The 15,973-nt window shown below is 57.4% G+C and carries 16 protein-coding genes; 13 read left to right on the forward strand and 3 right to left on the reverse strand.

Annotated features, from left to right (window positions below):
* Positions 1–2 precede the first annotated feature (2 nt).
* From nuoL to GOV91_RS11375, 6 genes are read left to right on the forward strand one after another with little or no spacing between them, the layout of a single operon-like run.
* Positions 3–2,180, forward strand: coding sequence for an NADH-quinone oxidoreductase subunit L (gene nuoL / locus GOV91_RS11350; protein WP_171175153.1), 2,178 nt, complete (start codon positions 3–5; stop codon positions 2,178–2,180).
* On the forward strand, positions 2,180–3,724 hold the full coding sequence (locus GOV91_RS11355; protein ID WP_171175151.1) for an NADH-quinone oxidoreductase subunit M: 1,545 nt from the start codon (positions 2,180–2,182) through the stop codon (positions 3,722–3,724). Before nuoL ends, GOV91_RS11355 begins: the two co-directional genes overlap by 1 nt.
* A gap of 15 nt (positions 3,725–3,739) precedes the next feature.
* Positions 3,740–5,182 carry an NADH-quinone oxidoreductase subunit NuoN gene (nuoN, locus tag GOV91_RS11360; protein WP_171235581.1) on the forward strand — a complete coding sequence of 481 codons (1,443 nt, stop codon included), beginning with the start codon at positions 3,740–3,742 and terminating at the stop codon, positions 5,180–5,182.
* A gap of 54 nt (positions 5,183–5,236) precedes the next feature.
* Positions 5,237–5,986, forward strand: coding sequence for a biotin--[acetyl-CoA-carboxylase] ligase (locus GOV91_RS11365; RefSeq protein ID WP_171235582.1), 750 nt, complete (start codon positions 5,237–5,239; stop codon positions 5,984–5,986).
* A gap of 12 nt (positions 5,987–5,998) precedes the next feature.
* Positions 5,999–6,778, forward strand: a complete 780-nt coding sequence (locus GOV91_RS11370) for a type III pantothenate kinase (RefSeq protein ID WP_171235583.1) — start codon at positions 5,999–6,001, stop codon at positions 6,776–6,778.
* Positions 6,775–8,442, forward strand: coding sequence for a ribonuclease J (locus GOV91_RS11375; protein WP_171235584.1), 1,668 nt, complete (start codon positions 6,775–6,777; stop codon positions 8,440–8,442). Before GOV91_RS11370 ends, GOV91_RS11375 begins: the two co-directional genes overlap by 4 nt.
* Positions 8,443–8,452: 10 nt before the next feature.
* On the opposite strand, the gene GOV91_RS11380 is transcribed toward GOV91_RS11375, so the two are convergent.
* On the reverse strand, positions 8,453–9,154 hold the full coding sequence (locus GOV91_RS11380) for an NUDIX hydrolase (RefSeq protein ID WP_171235585.1): 702 nt from the start codon (positions 9,152–9,154) through the stop codon (positions 8,453–8,455).
* Positions 9,155–9,179: 25 nt separating this feature from the next.
* Positions 9,180–9,578 (reverse strand): DUF983 domain-containing protein, encoded by a 399-nt coding sequence (locus GOV91_RS11385; RefSeq protein WP_171235586.1) that lies wholly within the window; start codon positions 9,576–9,578, stop codon positions 9,180–9,182.
* Between the two features lie 220 nt (positions 9,579–9,798).
* Here GOV91_RS11385 and GOV91_RS11390 point away from each other — a divergent pair, with 220 nt between their 5' ends.
* Genes GOV91_RS11390 through GOV91_RS11405 form a run of 4 tightly spaced genes read left to right on the forward strand, consistent with a single transcriptional unit; the run spans position 9,799 to position 11,706 of the window.
* Entirely contained in the window at positions 9,799–10,269 is a 471-nt protein-coding gene (locus tag GOV91_RS11390; RefSeq protein ID WP_171235587.1) for an EF-hand domain-containing protein, read from the forward strand.
* Between the two features lie 6 nt (positions 10,270–10,275).
* Positions 10,276–10,893: an RNA polymerase sigma factor gene (locus GOV91_RS11395; protein WP_171175134.1), complete on the forward strand. Its 618-nt coding sequence runs from the start codon at positions 10,276–10,278 to the stop codon at positions 10,891–10,893.
* On the forward strand, positions 10,883–11,236 hold the full coding sequence (locus GOV91_RS11400; RefSeq protein WP_254440653.1) for a hypothetical protein: 354 nt from the start codon (positions 10,883–10,885) through the stop codon (positions 11,234–11,236). Before GOV91_RS11395 ends, GOV91_RS11400 begins: the two co-directional genes overlap by 11 nt.
* Positions 11,233–11,706, forward strand: coding sequence for a periplasmic heavy metal sensor (locus tag GOV91_RS11405; protein WP_171235589.1), 474 nt, complete (start codon positions 11,233–11,235; stop codon positions 11,704–11,706). Before GOV91_RS11400 ends, GOV91_RS11405 begins: the two co-directional genes overlap by 4 nt.
* Positions 11,707–11,712: 6 nt before the next feature.
* Here the strand turns inward: GOV91_RS11405 and GOV91_RS11410 are convergent, their stop codons facing one another.
* Positions 11,713–13,113, reverse strand: coding sequence for a diguanylate cyclase (locus GOV91_RS11410; protein WP_171235590.1), 1,401 nt, complete (start codon positions 13,111–13,113; stop codon positions 11,713–11,715).
* 88 nt (positions 13,114–13,201) lie between these two features.
* Between GOV91_RS11410 and GOV91_RS11415 the strand changes: the two genes are divergently transcribed.
* The 3 genes from GOV91_RS11415 to GOV91_RS11425 all read left to right on the forward strand — a co-directional run bounded on the left by GOV91_RS11415 (position 13,202) and on the right by GOV91_RS11425 (position 15,881).
* Positions 13,202–13,486, forward strand: coding sequence for a DUF3572 domain-containing protein (locus GOV91_RS11415; RefSeq protein WP_171175120.1), 285 nt, complete (start codon positions 13,202–13,204; stop codon positions 13,484–13,486).
* A gap of 24 nt (positions 13,487–13,510) precedes the next feature.
* Positions 13,511–14,212, forward strand: a complete 702-nt coding sequence (locus GOV91_RS11420; RefSeq protein ID WP_171175118.1) for an HAD family hydrolase — start codon at positions 13,511–13,513, stop codon at positions 14,210–14,212.
* Between the two features lie 109 nt (positions 14,213–14,321).
* Positions 14,322–15,881 (forward strand): trimethylamine methyltransferase family protein, encoded by a 1,560-nt coding sequence (locus GOV91_RS11425; protein ID WP_171175116.1) that lies wholly within the window; start codon positions 14,322–14,324, stop codon positions 15,879–15,881.
* Positions 15,882–15,973: the final 92 nt, after the last annotated feature.

Consider the following 15,973-nt stretch of genomic DNA (forward strand, 5'->3'; position numbering starts at 1 on the left):
CTATGGAAACCACCATCCTCTTTGCCCCGCTCGTGGGCGCGCTGATCTGCGGCTTTGGCTGGAAGTTCATTGGCGAGAAAGCCGCCATGTGGACGTCCACGGGTCTGCTGTTTCTGGCCTGTCTGCTGTCATGGATCGTTTTCTTCACATTTGATGGGGTGACCCAGCAGATCGAGATCATGCGCTGGATCGAAAGCGGCTCGCTGTCGACAAGCTGGGCTATTCGACTGGACCGTCTGACTGCGATCATGCTGATCGTGGTGACGACCGTTTCGGCGCTCGTGCATCTCTATTCCTTCGGGTACATGGATCATGATCCGCAGTGGCGTGAGGGCGAAAGCTATAAACCGCGTTTCTTTGCCTATCTGTCCTTCTTCACCTTCGCCATGCTGATGCTGGTGACAGCGGACAATCTGGTGCAGATGTTCTTTGGCTGGGAAGGCGTGGGTGTCGCTTCGTACCTGTTGATCGGCTTCTACTATCGCAAATCTTCGGCCAATGCGGCGGCGATGAAAGCGTTCATCGTGAACCGGGTGGGTGACTTCGGCTTTGCGCTTGGGATCTTCGCAATCTTCTTCCTGACCGACAGCATCAATTTCTCGGACATCTTTGCATCCGCCCCTGCGCTGGCCGAAGAAAAGCTGCACTTCCTGTGGGGTGAGTGGACTGCGATTGAAGTCATCTGTGTGCTGCTGTTCATCGGCGCCATGGGTAAATCGGCTCAGTTGATCCTGCACACCTGGTTGCCGGACGCGATGGAAGGCCCGACTCCTGTGTCTGCCCTGATCCACGCCGCGACCATGGTGACGGCGGGTGTCTTCCTGGTCTGCCGCATGTCGCCGCTGATGGAGTTTGCTCCGGGCGCAACCGGCTTCATCACGGTACTGGGCGCGTCCACCGCGTTCTTTGCGGCCACCGTGGGTCTGGTGCAAACCGACATCAAGCGCGTGATTGCGTATTCGACCTGTTCTCAGCTTGGATACATGTTCGTGGCTGCAGGCGTGGGCATGTACTCGGCGGCGATGTTCCACCTGTTCACACACGCCTTCTTCAAAGCTTTGTTGTTCCTTGGTGCCGGGTCAGTGATCCATGCGATGCATCACGAGCAGGAGATGACTGAATACGGCGGTCTGCGTAAGAAAATCCCCTATACCTTCTGGGCGATGATGATCGGCACGCTGGCCATCACCGGCGTTGGTATTCCGCTGACCACATTTGGCTTTGCCGGGTTCCTGTCCAAGGACGCCATCATCGAGAGCGCTTATGCGGGCGGCTCGGGCTATGGCTTCTGGTTGCTGGTTGTGGCGGCTGCGTTCACCTCGTTCTACAGCTGGCGTTTGATCTTCCTGACCTTCTACGGTGAGCCGCGTGGCGACAAACATACGCATGATCACGCGCATGAAAGCCCGATGGTCATGCTGGTGCCGCTGGGCGTTCTGTCACTGGGCGCGGTTTTTGCCGGGATGATCTGGTACGGCAACTTCTTTGGCCACGCCGACAAGGTTGGTAAGTTCTACGGCATCCCTGTTGCTGAAGCGTCAGAACACGCAGAGGCCGGCGATCACGGCAAAGCCGAAGAGCATGACGATGCCGCACATTCGGATGACGGTCATGCGGATGATGGTCATGGCGCTGAATCACATGCGGATGAGGGCCATGCAGACGACGGCCACGGTGACAAAGCTGCTCATGGTGGTGATCACCACTATGCCTTTGTCGGCGAACCGGGCGAGGGCGCGCTGTATATGGCACCGGACAACCACGTGTTGGACGATGCGCACGCCGCTCCGAAATGGGTTAAGGTCTCGCCCTTTGTCGCGATGGTGCTGGGCTTTATCGTGGCCTATTGGTTCTACATCGTGAACACGACGCTGCCCGCGCGGTTGGCCGACAACCAGCGCCCTCTGTACCTGTTCCTCAAGAACAAGTGGTATTTTGACGAGATCTACAACGTGATCTTTGTCAAACCCACCATCGCCCTTGGTCGCTTCCTGTGGAAACGCGGCGATGGAAATACAATTGATGGCTTCCTGAACGGAGTAGCAATGGGCGTTGTTCCCTTCTTTACCCGCCTCGCAGGCAAGGCGCAGACCGGGTACATCTTTACCTATGCCTTCTGGATGGTGCTGGGCATCGCAGCCCTTGTGACCTGGATGTCTATCGGCGGAGGGGCCAACTAATGGACAATATCCTCTCTATCGTTACGTTCATCCCGGCGATTGCAGCAGGTATTCTGGCGCTGTTCCTGCATGGGGATGACGCTGCGGCCCAACGCAATGCCAAGTGGATCGCGCTGTTGGCGACGACCGTGACCTTCCTGGTATCGATTGGCATCTACACCGGCTTTGATCCCTCGAACCCCGGCTTCCAAATGGTGGAAGAGGGTGAGTGGCTGATGGGTCTCAAGTACAAGATGGGCGTTGATGGCATCAGCGTGCTGTTCGTGCTGCTAACCACCTTCATCATGCCATTGACCATTCTGGCCAGCTGGAATGTGACCGACCGCGTCAAGGAATACATGGTGGCTTTCCTGCTGCTGGAAACCCTGATGCTAGGCGTGTTCATGGCGCTGGATCTGGTGCTGTTCTACCTGTTCTTCGAAGCGGGCCTGATCCCGATGTTCCTGATCATCGGCATTTGGGGCGGTAAGGACCGCATCTACGCCAGCTTCAAGTTCTTCCTCTACACCTTCCTCGGCTCGGTGCTGATGCTGGTGGCGATGGTGGCGATGTACGCGGATGCGGGCACCACGGATATTGAGGCACTGATGACCCATCAGTTCTCGTCCGAAAGCTTCAGCGTGCTGGGCATCTATGTTGTCGGCGGTATGCAGACTTTGATGTTCTTGGCCTTCTTTGCGTCGTTTGCGGTGAAAATGCCGATGTGGCCGGTGCACACCTGGTTGCCGGACGCGCACGTTCAGGCCCCAACTGCAGGGTCGGTCGTTCTGGCGGCGATCCTGTTGAAAATGGGTGGCTATGGCTTCCTGCGATTCAGCCTGCCGATGTTCCCTGTGGGTTCCGCGGTGATGACCGATCTGGTGCTTTGGATGTCTGCGATTGCGGTTGTCTACACTTCGCTGGTGGCGCTGGTGCAAGAGGACATGAAAAAGCTGATCGCTTACTCGTCGGTCGCGCATATGGGCTTTGTGACTATGGGCATCTTTGCGGCAAACCAGCAGGGCATCGACGGCGCGATCTTCCAGATGCTGAGCCACGGGTTTATCTCGGCCGCGTTGTTCCTGTGTGTCGGCGTGATCTACGACCGGATGCATACTCGGGATATCGAGGCTTATGGCGGTCTGGTCATTCGGATGCCTGCCTACGCGCTGGTCTTCATGCTCTTCACCATGGCCAATGTCGGCTTGCCGGGCACATCCGGTTTCATCGGTGAATTCCTGACCCTGATGGGGGCCTTCCAGGTCAACACTTGGGTGACGGCTGTGGCCGCGACCGGTGTGATCTTTTCGGCCGGTTATGCGCTGTGGCTGTACCGTCGCGTGGTCTTTGGCGATCTGATCAAGGAAAGCCTGAAGGCAATGACCGACATGAGCTCACGCGAACGTCTGATCTTTGCCCCACTGATTGTGATGACCATCCTATTGGGCGTCTACCCGTCGCTGGTAACGGATGTGATCGGGCAATCCACTGCCGCACTGATTTCGAACTATGACACGGCTCTGGCCGCAGCTGAGGCTGCGAACCAGACGGCCGCTTCGCACTAAGGGAGCTTTGGAGACATGATCCAGGCTGATCTGACAATTATCCTGCCGGAAATCATTCTGGCGCTTTATGCGATGGCGGCGCTGCTGGGGGCTGTCTACACGACGAAAGACGGCATGGCACCTCTGCTGGTCTGGACCACGGCCGGTTTGATGGCCCTTTTGGCGATTTGGATTGCCACCCAGGGTGAAGGCACCAATGTGGCGTTCAACGGTATGTTCGTCGATGATGGGTTCGCCCGCTTTGCAAAAGTTGCCATTCTGCTTTCGGCAGGTGCCGTACTGGTCATGAGCCAGGAATACATGGCGCGCCGCGATCTGCTGCGTTTTGAGTATCCGCTGCTGGTTGCACTTGCCGCCGTTGGCATGATGATGATGGTCAGCGCGGGCGATCTGATGTCGCTGTATATGGGGCTCGAGCTGCAATCGCTATCGCTTTATGTAATTGCTGCACTGCGTCGTGACAGCGCCAAGTCGACCGAAGCGGGTCTGAAGTATTTCGTGCTGGGTGCGCTCAGCTCGGGCTTGCTGCTTTATGGTGCGTCGCTGGTTTATGGCTTTACCGGAACCACGCTCTTTTCGGGCATCATCACGACCGTTCAGGCCGGAGACGTTTCGATTGGTCTGCTATTTGGTCTGATCTTCCTGATCTCAGGACTCGCCTTCAAAGTCTCGGCCGTGCCGTTCCACATGTGGACACCGGACGTGTACGAAGGCTCTCCAACGCCAATTACAGCCTTTTTTGCAACCGCACCGAAAGTGGCGGCCATGGCCCTTTTTGCCCGGCTGATGCATGACGCGTTCGGAGGCATTGTGAAAGACTGGCAGCAGGTGATCGTGCTGCTTTCGGTGCTGTCGATGTTGCTGGGTGCTGTCGCCGCGATTGGCCAGCGCGACATCAAACGTCTGATGGCATTCTCGTCAATTGCCCACATGGGCTATGCTTTGATCGGTCTTGCTGCAGGTACTGAGTTGGGCATTAAAGCGATGCTGATGTATCTGGCCATATACGTGACCATGAACATCGGAACCTTTGCCTTCATCCTGATGATGGAACGTGACGGAAAACCGATAACCGATATTGACGCATTGCGTCAGTATTCCAAACGCGATCCTGGCAAAGCCCTTGCCGTTTTGATCCTGATGTTCTCGCTGGCCGGTGTGCCGCCGATGCTGGGCTTTTTTGCCAAGTTTGGGGTGTGGCAAGCGGGTGTAAGCGCAGGGTTGACCGGCCTTGTGATCGTCTCGGCCATCGCGTCGGTCATTGGTGCGTTCTACTACCTGCGGATCGTGTTCTATATGTATTTCGGGGCTGAAAACGAAGAGCCAATCGAGACCCGATCGACGCCCGTTCTGTGGGTGGCTTTGATGGGATCTGCGGCGTTGATGCTGGTCGGCATCTTCTATCAGTTCGGTGTCGAGGGCGCAGCAGCAGCTGCTGCGGCGACGCTTGTCAACTGAACGTCTTGAACATTCGAAAGGAGGGGCTCGGTCACGTGACCGAGCCTTTTTGATATGAGTAAATGGCCCCAAGGCTACGGTCTGCACGAGGTGCAGGAAGTCGATAGCACCCTGAACGAGGCGGCGCGGATCGCGCCTAATGCCCGTGGTCCTGTCTGGATCATGGCACATCATCAGACAGCAGCCCGCGGGCGGCGTGGACGGGCCTGGGCCAATCCTATGGGCAATCTGGCCGCGACGTTGCTGATGCGTCCGCAAGGCGCGCCGGAACAGGCGGCATTGCGCAGTTTTGTGGCCGCGCTGGCCCTGTTCGACGCCTGTGTCGCCGTAACCGGAAGAACGGGCGGGCTGTCGCTGAAGTGGCCCAATGATGTCCTGCTGAATGGCGGTAAGCTTGCCGGTATCTTGCTGGAAAGCACCGGGCAGGGGCACGGTGTGGCGCATCTGGCGATCGGTATCGGGGTAAACCTGGCCAATGCACCGGATGCGGATGCGGTCGAACCTGATGCGATGCGGCCTGTTTCACTGCTGTCAGAAACCGGGACGCACGTCTCGCCAGAGGATTTTCTGACCGAGCTTGCAGGCGCCTTTGCCACTTACGAAACCCAATTTACCACTTATGGGTTCGAACCGATCCGTACTGCTTGGTTGGCCCGCGCGGCCCGGTTGGGAGAGGTTATCACCGCTCGTACCGGAACGTCAGAGACGGTAGGAACCTTCGAAACTGTGGACGCAAGCGGCAACCTTGTCTTAAACACCGCCAAAGGCCGCGTGAGCATTCCCGCGGCAGACGTGTATTTCTGAAAGGGGCGTTAAATGCTTCTGGCCATTGACTGCGGCAACACCAACACCGTTTTCTCGACCTGGGACGGCGAGAAGTTTCTGTGCACCCTGCGCACGTCTACCCACCATGCGCGTACGGCGGATGCATATTTCACATGGTATTCGACGCTGGTGAAACACTATGGCATTGAGGCAGTCATAACAGATGTCGTCATTGCCTCGACCGTGCCACGTGTGGTGTTCAATCTGCGCATTTTTGCGGATCGCTTCTTTGGGTGCCGCCCGCTGGTGGTTGGCAAGCCTGACTGCCTATTGCCTGTGCCGCCGCGTGTCGACGAAGGAACTGTCCCAGGTCCTGACCGGCTGGCCAATGCAGTGGGCGCGTTTGACCGGCACGGCGGAAACGTGGTCGTGGTGGATTTTGGCACTGCAACGAACTTTGATGTGGTTGCAGCCGATGGGGCCTATGTCGGGGGAATTATTGCGCCCGGTGTGAACCTGAGCCTTGAAGCTCTGCATCAAGGGGCGGCCGCGCTTCCGCATATCGACATTACCCGACCGGATAAAGTGATCGGGACGAATACGGTTGGATGTATCCAATCTGGCGTGTATTGGGGCTATTCCGGCCTGATCGAAGGCCTGATCGCCCGGATCAAAAACGAATACGGAATGCCAATGAAAGTTGTCGGAACAGGAGGGCTAGCCCCTTTGTTCGATCAGGCCGACGTAGGGTTCGACGCAATCGAAGATGATCTGACGATGCACGGATTGACCGTGATCCATCGCTATAACAAGGAAAATAGCTCCGCATGAGCAGTGAAAGATTGATCTACCTGCCGCTGGGTGGCGCGGGTGAAATTGGCATGAATGCCTATGTGTACGGCTATGGTAAACCGGGACAGGAGCGCCTGATCCTTGTTGATCTGGGCGTCACCTTTCCGGACATGGACACAACGCCCGGTGTTGACCTGATTTATGCAGATATTTCTTGGTTGAAAGAGCGTGCGGATCAGCTGGACGGCGTCTTTATCACTCACGCGCATGAGGACCATGTTGGCGCGGTGGCCCATTGCTATGAAGCCTTGGGCACCCCGATTTATGCCCGCGCGTTCACGGCCAACATTGCACGCCGCAAGATGGAAGAACACGCGCACCCAACCGAGGCAGTAACAACCGTATCCGCTTGGCCCGAACATGTCTCGGTTGGTCCTTTCACGGTTGGGTTCCTGCCTGTTTCGCACTCGATCCCTGAAAGCGCGGCGTTAGTCATCGACACGCCTGCAGGACGAGTGGTGCATTCCGGTGACTTCAAGCTGGACGAGAATCCGGTCGTGGGCGAGGCTTTCGACCCAGACCTTTGGACCGAAGTGGCCAAACCCGGTGTCAAAGCCCTGATCTGCGACAGTACAAACGTGTTCTCGGCCCATCCCGGCCGTTCGGAATCCGAAGTTGGGCCGGAAATCACCAAACTGGTCGAAAACGCCGAAGGCATGGTCGTGGCGACCACGTTTGCCTCAAACGTTGCGCGGGTCAAAACACTGGCCGAAGCGGGTCAGCGGGCAGGGCGGTCGGTTGTTCTGTTGGGCCGCGCAATGCGCCGGATGATCGAGGCCGCAACCGAAACTGGCATCCTGTCGGATTTCCCAAAGGTGATCAGCGCGGAAGAGGCGTTGGATCTTCCACGCCAGAATCTGATGCTGATCGTGACCGGAAGCCAGGGTGAACGCCGTGCCGCCAGCGCTCAACTGGCCCGCGGCAAGTACCGGGGTCTGGAACTGGCCGAGGGCGACCTGTTTCTGTTTTCTTCTAAAACCATTCCGGGCAATGAGCGGGGCGTGATCTTCATCATGAACCAGCTCAGCGAAAAGGGCGTGGATGTCGTCGATGACAGTTCGGGTCTCTATCACGTGTCAGGCCATGCCAACCGGCCTGATCTTGAGAAGGTCCATGCGCTGATCGATCCGCAAGTCGTGATCCCGATGCACGGTGAACACCGTCATCTGCGCGAACACGTCAAACTGGCCGAGAATGGTGGCAGAAGTGGTGTGCTGGCGGTGAATGGCACCATGCTGGATCTCAGTGGCAATGCCCCGGCTGTTGTCGACTATGTCGAAACCGGGCGCACATATCTGGACGGGTCGGTCAAGGTCGGCGCGTTGGACGGCGTGGTGCGGGATCGTATCCGCATGGCATTGAACGGCCATGTCACGGTCACCGTGGTTTTGGACGAGGAAGACGAACCGCTGGGTGAACCTTGGTGCGATACCATGGGCCTGCCCGAGATCGGAACTTCGCGCGCGGCTTTGGTGGAGGTTCTGGAGGAGGACCTGAATCAATTCCTGATGCGGTCTGCGGCCAAAACCCTGCGCGACGACGACAAGTTGGAAGACGAGATGCGCCGGATCGTTCGGCAGACCGCGAAAGCGGAAATCGGTAAGAAGCCCGAAGTGACGGTGGTTGTCAGCCGGATGCGGTGACCCGGTACCGTCAGTCGTGTTCCGGCATCGGGTAACCCCTGAGGCGCAGGAACAGGTTGGCTTCTTCGTCATTCTTGTAAAACGGAACGGACACTGGGGGCTCGGGGGATGTAACCCGGGCCGCTACTTCGGCAAGAACAACCTCGGTTATGAAGGGCAGGTCCAAATCTCGCGCGCGGTCCAGTTGCACCCATTGCAGGTGCGACAGCTCATCCGAGGCGCGGCTGAAATCGTCCAGATCACCTTGCAGGGCTTCCGCGTCGACCAAAAAGAACCGTGCGTCAAACCGACGAGGGCGACCGGGTGGTGTCACCGCGCGGAAAACGAACTGCAATGCAGCTGCAGATGGCACGTATCCCATGTCGGAAAAGCTTTGCCAGTCGTCAGGTGCGGGCCCCGGCCATGCGCCCGGCTGGCCCAGAACAAGGCCCGTTTCCTCCCAGAGCTCGCGAATGGCAGCGGCGGCCAGCGCGTGTTGCGATCCGGACTCGGCCTGTTCAGCCAAACGGTCACGGCACAGATCGGGCAGCTTGGTCGCCAGGGGCACTGCTGAATCCGCCGGATCAACGGCACCGCCAGGGAACACAAACTTGTTCGGCATGAACGCGGCTTTGGACCCGCGTTGCCCCATAAGGATCGACGGATTGGTCCATCTGTCCCGCAAAACGATGACAGTTGCGGCGTCACGGATGGCGGTCTTGTCTGCTGTCATGTCTACGCCACCCGGCCCGGCAGGTTCAATTCGATGTTCCGAAACCGTGCATACGGCGGGCCCACTGATACGCGACAACGGCGCCTTTCAAACGGGGCAGCAGGTACAGCGACAGAGCAACGCAACCGATTGAGAAACCGATGGCCATGGTCCAGGGGTCTGGCCGCCAATGGACGTAGGACACGTGCAGGGCAGGCGCCAGCAGGTGACCAACAAGTAGAATCGTCAGATAGGCTGGCCCGTCATCCGCGCGGTGATGAAACAGTTCCTGCCCGCAGTTCGCGCAGCTGTCATTGACCTTTAGGTAGCTGTGCAACAGCTTACCTTCGCCACAGTTGGGGCATTTGCACCGAAACCCTTTAACAAGGGCGGGCCATGTTTCACGCTCTGTCTCGGTCGCGGTGTTGATCGTCTGATCCGTCATAATATAACTCGCGCATTAATCTTTGCCGGATAATGCGCCTGAACGGGCGGATTTGAAAGGGGGGTGCGTCGCTTTGCAACGCCCGATACCCAATGCGCAGCAATCGCTTCTGAATACGCTTTCGAAAAAATCCATTTTTCTGCGACGGAATTTCCGCTGCCCCGCGTTTGAATTGGTATGAGCAGCGGCACTGGGGCCGCGTCAAAACGGGAAAAACGAAATGAAAAACGCGACATTCATCACGGCTATTGTTTTGTCCGCAGTTGCCGTTACAGGCACATCTGTTCTGGCTGCCGGAAAAGGCGGACGCGAGCCTGTGTCCTTTCAGGAACTCGACGCCGATGGCGACGGTCAGGTGACACAGCAAGAGATGGAGTCCCACCGCACCGCACGTTTCACGCAAGCGGATACAGACGGTGACGGCCAGTTGAGCCTTGAAGAAATGCAAGCTGGTGCACAGAAAAAGGCAAATGACCGCGTCGCCAAGATGTTCGAAAAAAATGATGCGAACAAAGACGGGTTTCTCAGCCAGGACGAGTTGCCGAAACCCCGCCGGGCTGACAAGATGTTTGATCGGATGGACGCTGATAACAGCGGCGGGATCTCGGAACAGGAATTTGCCGATGCCAAAGACAAGATGGGACGGCACCACAAGAAAAAGCATCAAAACTCGGACGCAGACGATAGCTGATGCAGGATGGAGGATCTGACCTCCTACCCACAAGACGCCCGCGGTGCGATGTGCAGCGCGGGCACACTCAGCGACGATGAGTTGCTGGGGCGCTTCGCCGATGGCAATGCCGAAGCCGCACGGGTTCTTACTGACCGTCTGGGGCCACGGTGTTACTCGGTCGCGTTACGAATGTTGGGCAATCGGGCCGAGGCGGAAGATGTGACGCAAGAGGCGATGATGCGGCTGTGGCAAATGGCACCGGATTGGGTGTCGGGCCAGGCTAAAGTCTCGACCTGGCTGTACCGGGTGACTTTGAATCTGTGCGTGGACATACGGCGCAAGAAGACACCGGACAGGCTGTCGGACGTTCCTGAGCCTGAAGATGGTGAAGCCAGCGTAGTTGACCGGATGCAGGATGAGGCGCGCAAGGACGCGTTGCAGATCGCTTTGGCCGAGTTGCCCGAACGGCAGCGGCAAGCGGTGGTGTTGCGCCATATTGAAGAGTTGCCCAACCCCGAAATTGCCGGGATCATGGGCATTTCCGTGGAAGCGGTTGAAAGCCTGACGGCGCGGGGCAAACGCAGTCTGGCCGCTATTCTGGCGGGACGGCGCGAAGAACTGGGGTATGACAATGGCGGATGACGATCTGGAACTGGATCATTTGTTTGCACAAGCGCGGCGACAACGGCCGGCTTTGCCAGACGATCTGGCCGTGCGCATCCAAACGGATGCAGAGGCGGTGCGCTTGGGCCGCATGAAACCCGCGCCACAACCAGGGCCTGCGTTGTGGGACAGGCTGGTGCGCAATCTGGGTGGCTGGCAGGGGTTGAGTGGCCTTGTTGCGGCCAGCGCGGCCGGTGTCTGGATCGGGTTTTCCGCGCCTGCCTTTTTGCCCGATCCCGCCGACCTGCTGACAACGCAAGAGACGGTCTTTTTTGTGGCCGACCTTGGATATGACACGAGTTTTCTGGAGACCACGGAATGAACGCTGATCCCAAACCCAAACGCCGATGGGTGCCTGTTGTCCTGGTTGTGTCTCTGGCTCTGAACCTGTTGATCATTGGAGTCGCTGTAGGAACTGTGTTGCGCCTGAAAGGGGGGGATCACGCCAAGGCGCCGCCGGGATTTGGCCCGGCCTTGTACCGGGCGTTGCCAAAAGACGACCGTAAGGCGATGCGGAGTGAATTGGGGGACTTGCACAAGAAAGGTTCTAAGGGCCGCACGCAGGATTTTGAGGCGATGAGCCAGGCATTGCGCGCCGTGCCTTTTGACCCGAATGCCGTCGAAACTCTGCTGCAACAGCAGGCGCAGGCCACGGCCAACCTGCAAGGGGCACTGCAAGCGCAATGGCTGATCCGCGTCACCGCCATGAGCGATGAGGAAAGGCAGGCCTATGCAGATCGATTGCAAGATGTCGTCAAACGTGGCCCGCATAAACACAAGAAAAAGGACTGACCGGCGTCAGGCTGCGCTTTGCCGGATGCTCACCTGATTGCGTCCGGCTTTTTTCGCCGAATACAACGCTTTGTCAGCGGATTGAATCAGGGTCTCTACATGCGGAGTGTGGCTGTCCCGACCGGGGAACGCGTCCAGAGACATTTTCAGCCCGATACTGACTGTCACGTTGACCTCTGGTCCCTGTTCAGAAAGTTTAAACGGCGCGCTACAGATACTGCCGCAGAGAGTTTCAGCGAGCCGCACCGCTTGTTTGGGTGACACATCCGGCACTCCAATCATGAACTCCTCTCCACCTATGCGGGCGACAAACCCCCTTGGACCAAGAGCGCTACGCAAGCGCTCTGCGGCCTGCCTAAGAACGTGATCGCCGCTGGCGTGACCGTGGTCGTCATTAATTGTCTTGAAGTGATCGAGGTCAGCCAGCATGACCGCAAAGCCGCGTTTGGTTCGAGCGGATTCACGTGCGATCTGGTCCAGCGCGCGCATGGCAAACCGGCGATTGTGCAGCCCCGTCAGCGGGTCGACCCAGGAATCGGCAAGCCCCTTTTTTAGCGATATACGCATGTGGTCCAGCCGGGCCTTACGCGCGATCTGGTTGTCCAATCGAAGCTGGATTTCCTGCGCACAGAACCCACCCAGGCACACGGCATCCGCACCCCGATCCAAGGCTTCGGATGCCTGAACAGCGTCGTTGTCTTTTAGCACTCCGATCAAGACGGTATTACGCGTGACACCCCGCGATCTGAGATCCGCCAGAATATTCAGATCGGAGGGATGCGGGCCCAGTTCGACCACGATAGCATCTGGGACAGCTCCGGACAGGAAGCCTTGAAGGTTCGACTGCAAGTGCCAGGACAATGTGTGTTGGCGCTGATCGCTCAACGCCTTTTGCCACAGCACGCCAGTTTGCACGGCGTGTGTCAGAACACTCACCTTTGCGGATTTGGGCGGGCGGATAATCGCTGGTGCGGGCTCACCGAACCCAATGGGTTGCGCGGCAGTGCCGACCTGCAGGTCCTGTCTGATTGCATGTGCGCGCAGCAAGCTTCGGATACGCGCCAGCAGCAAGGCATCCTTGAAGGGATGGGTCAATACATCGTCCAGCCCATCTTTCAGGGCACGCAACCGTGCGTCCCTGTCGTTTTGCGCGGCAATTGCAACAACCGGCACATCCTCCAGCCCGGGAACTGTTGCTATGACCTTTTTGACATCCGCAGCCGTTCCGTCCGGCAAGGTCTGCGCTGTCAGTACCAGATCAGGTTGCGTTCGACGCACAAGCGACAGCAATCCATCTATTTTTTCCCCCTGTACCACGTGGTACCAAGCCGCAGTCAGTTGAACTTTCAACATGATGCGATTGGTTGATACCCCGTCGAGGACAAGGATGGTTCCCTGCACAGACATAGCCGTTCACCGTTGATTGCATGCGTGAACAAAGTGTTTATGAGTCTGGTTAATAAACCCTTTCCATGACTGGATCTGAGCACAGTTTATGCCAATATCATCTGATTCCGCGGAAACACTCGCCCTGACGGCTCTGGGCTGGCTGGTTGGAAATGACGAGCTTTTGCCGGTGTTTCTGGGTTCGACGGGTGCATCAATCGAAGATGTGCGCGATCGCGCCGGGGACCCGGATTTTCTGGCGTCGGTAATGGACTTTCTGGTGCTTGACGATTCGTGGGTCATGGCGTTTTGTGACGCCAATGCGATCGCCTATGATCTGCCTGCCCAGGCAAGAGCGGTTTTATCCGGCGGCGCTGACATTCATTGGACCTGAAATCCTCTTCCGCTGGAGCACCTGATGCCGATAGATGCAATCGTCTTCGATAAAGATGGTACGCTGTTTGATTTTGCCAACACATGGGGTGGCTTTGGCCGCAGTTTACTGCTGCGCTTGACAGATGGTGACAAAGAACGAGCCGCCGGGCTTGGGCGCCTTATCGGTTATGATCTTGAGCAAGAGCGATATGCCGAAGACAGTATTGTGATCGCCGCGACTGTCGAAGAAATCGCCGATGTGTTGGCTGCACATGTGGATACCATGACCGTTCAAGAGATCGTGGATGTGATGAATGCCGAAGCCGCCGCAGCCCCTCAGTCCCCGGCTGTTCCGCTGGTCCCGTTTCTAGAGGGCTTGCATAAGGCAGGGCTGAAGCTGGGGGTTGCAACCAATGACAGTGAACATCCTGCGATGCAGCATCTGGAATCGGCAGGGATCAGCGAACATTTCGATTTCATAGCTGGATATGACAGCGGCCATGGATTTAAGCCGGGGCCCGGACAGCTATTGGCCTTTGCTGCGCATGTCGGCGTTGACCCTTCGCGGGTTGCGATGGTGGGGGACAGCCTCCATGACCTACAAGCCGGGCGTGCCGCGGGGATGACAACCATAGGGGTTTTGACAGGTCTGGCCGAGGCAGAAGTGCTGGCCCCAATGGCAGATGTGGTCTTGCCGGACATTGGACATATACCCGAATGGCTAGCGAAAAACCAATTGGGTTAAGTTGGCAATCGACCATCCGAGATAAAAAACCGACATTTCCTGTCGTAGACGGAGCGGCGAGAATCGTGTCTCATGGGCTTGCTTGTTTAACGCAGGAACGGAGGCAACGATGGGCGAGACACCAACACGCAAGCGTCGCGGCGGAGGACGCGCAGGGGCTGCCGCACGCAGAGGAAGTGCGGTGATTGACCAGATGCCTTGGAATCCGCCGGTCAATATCGACCGTCCGACAGAACCGTTGGACCAGGCCGGGATCGAAGCGATCCATGAAGGGGCCATGCGTATCCTTGAAGAGATCGGGATCGAATTTTACAACGAAGAGGCAATAGGCATCCTGCGTAAGGCGGGTTGCACCATCGAAGGTGACAATGTGCGCATGGGGCGCGACTTTGTCATGGAGATGATTGCGAAAGCCCCGAGTCAATTTTCCATCACGCCACGTAATCCGGATCGCAAGATCGAGATCGGTGGAAAGAACATGCTGTTCGGCAATGTCTCGTCGCCGCCGAATTATTGGGACATGGAAATCGGAAAGAAGGTGCCCGGAAACCGCGAGATGTGCCGGAATCTTCTGAAACTGACGCAGTACTTCAACTGCATCCATTTCGCGGGTGGATACCCGGTTGAACCAGTCGATATCCACGCCAGCATACGGCATCTGGACGTGCTTTATGACAAGCTGACGCTGACCGACAAAGCCATGCATGCCTATTCTTTGGGTAAGGAACGTGTCGAGGACGTGATGGAAATGGTGCGCATCGCTGGCGGCCTGAGCCACGAAGAGTTCGAGGCCACCCCGCGCGTGTACACCAACATCAACTCGACTTCGCCGCTAAAGCATGATCATCCGATGATCGATGGCTGCCTTCGGCTGGCACGGCGCGGGCAGGCGATTGTGGTGACACCCTTTACTCTGGCCGGGGCGATGGCACCGGTGACAATGGCAGGTGCTGTGGCCCAGTCATTGGCCGAAGCGCTGTGTGCGATCGCCTTGTTCCAATATGTGCGCCCGGGGATTCCCTGCGTCATCGGAACTTTTACGTCGAATGTGGATATGAAATCCGGCGCGCCGGCTTTTGGAACACCAGAGTACATGCGCTCGACCCAGATGACCGGACAGATGGCGCGCTTCTATGGCTTGCCGATGCGGTCTTCGGGCGTTTGTGCCGCAAACGTGCCCGATGGACAGTCTATTTGGGAAACCTCGAACTCGCTTTGGGCGTCCGTTCAATCGGGCACCAATATGGTCTATCATGCGGCTGGATGGCTGGAAGGCGGCCTGATAGCAAGCCCGGAAAAGTTCATCATGGATTGTGAAATCCTGCAACAAATTCAACGCTATATGAACCCAGAATTGACGGCTACCGGTCCCGACGAGATCGCGCTTGATGCGATCCGCGCAGTTGGCAATGACGGTCATTTCTTCGGCATTCAGCACACGCAGGACCGTTATACCACTGCATTCTATCAACCCTTTCTGAGTGATTGGAAAAACTATGAAGGGTGGGAGGTCGCTGGCGGCATCTGGACGGCTGAACGCGCCCATCACATGTTCAAGGAGATCATCTCGAGCTTTGAGGCACCGCCGATGGATGAAGCCATTCGCGAGGAATTGGCTGCCTTTGTTGAGCGTCGCAAAGCTGAGGGCGGCGCGCCGACAGATTTCTGATCAGGCAGCAAGTGTCGAAGTGATACCCGATTGAATTCGCTACAACTTAGGGTGGATTTTGGCTATTTGTTAAGACTTTTCAGCCCAGAGTG

The organism is Ruegeria sp. HKCCA6837 (genome assembly GCF_013034475.1).
Classification (GTDB): domain Bacteria; phylum Pseudomonadota; class Alphaproteobacteria; order Rhodobacterales; family Rhodobacteraceae; genus Ruegeria.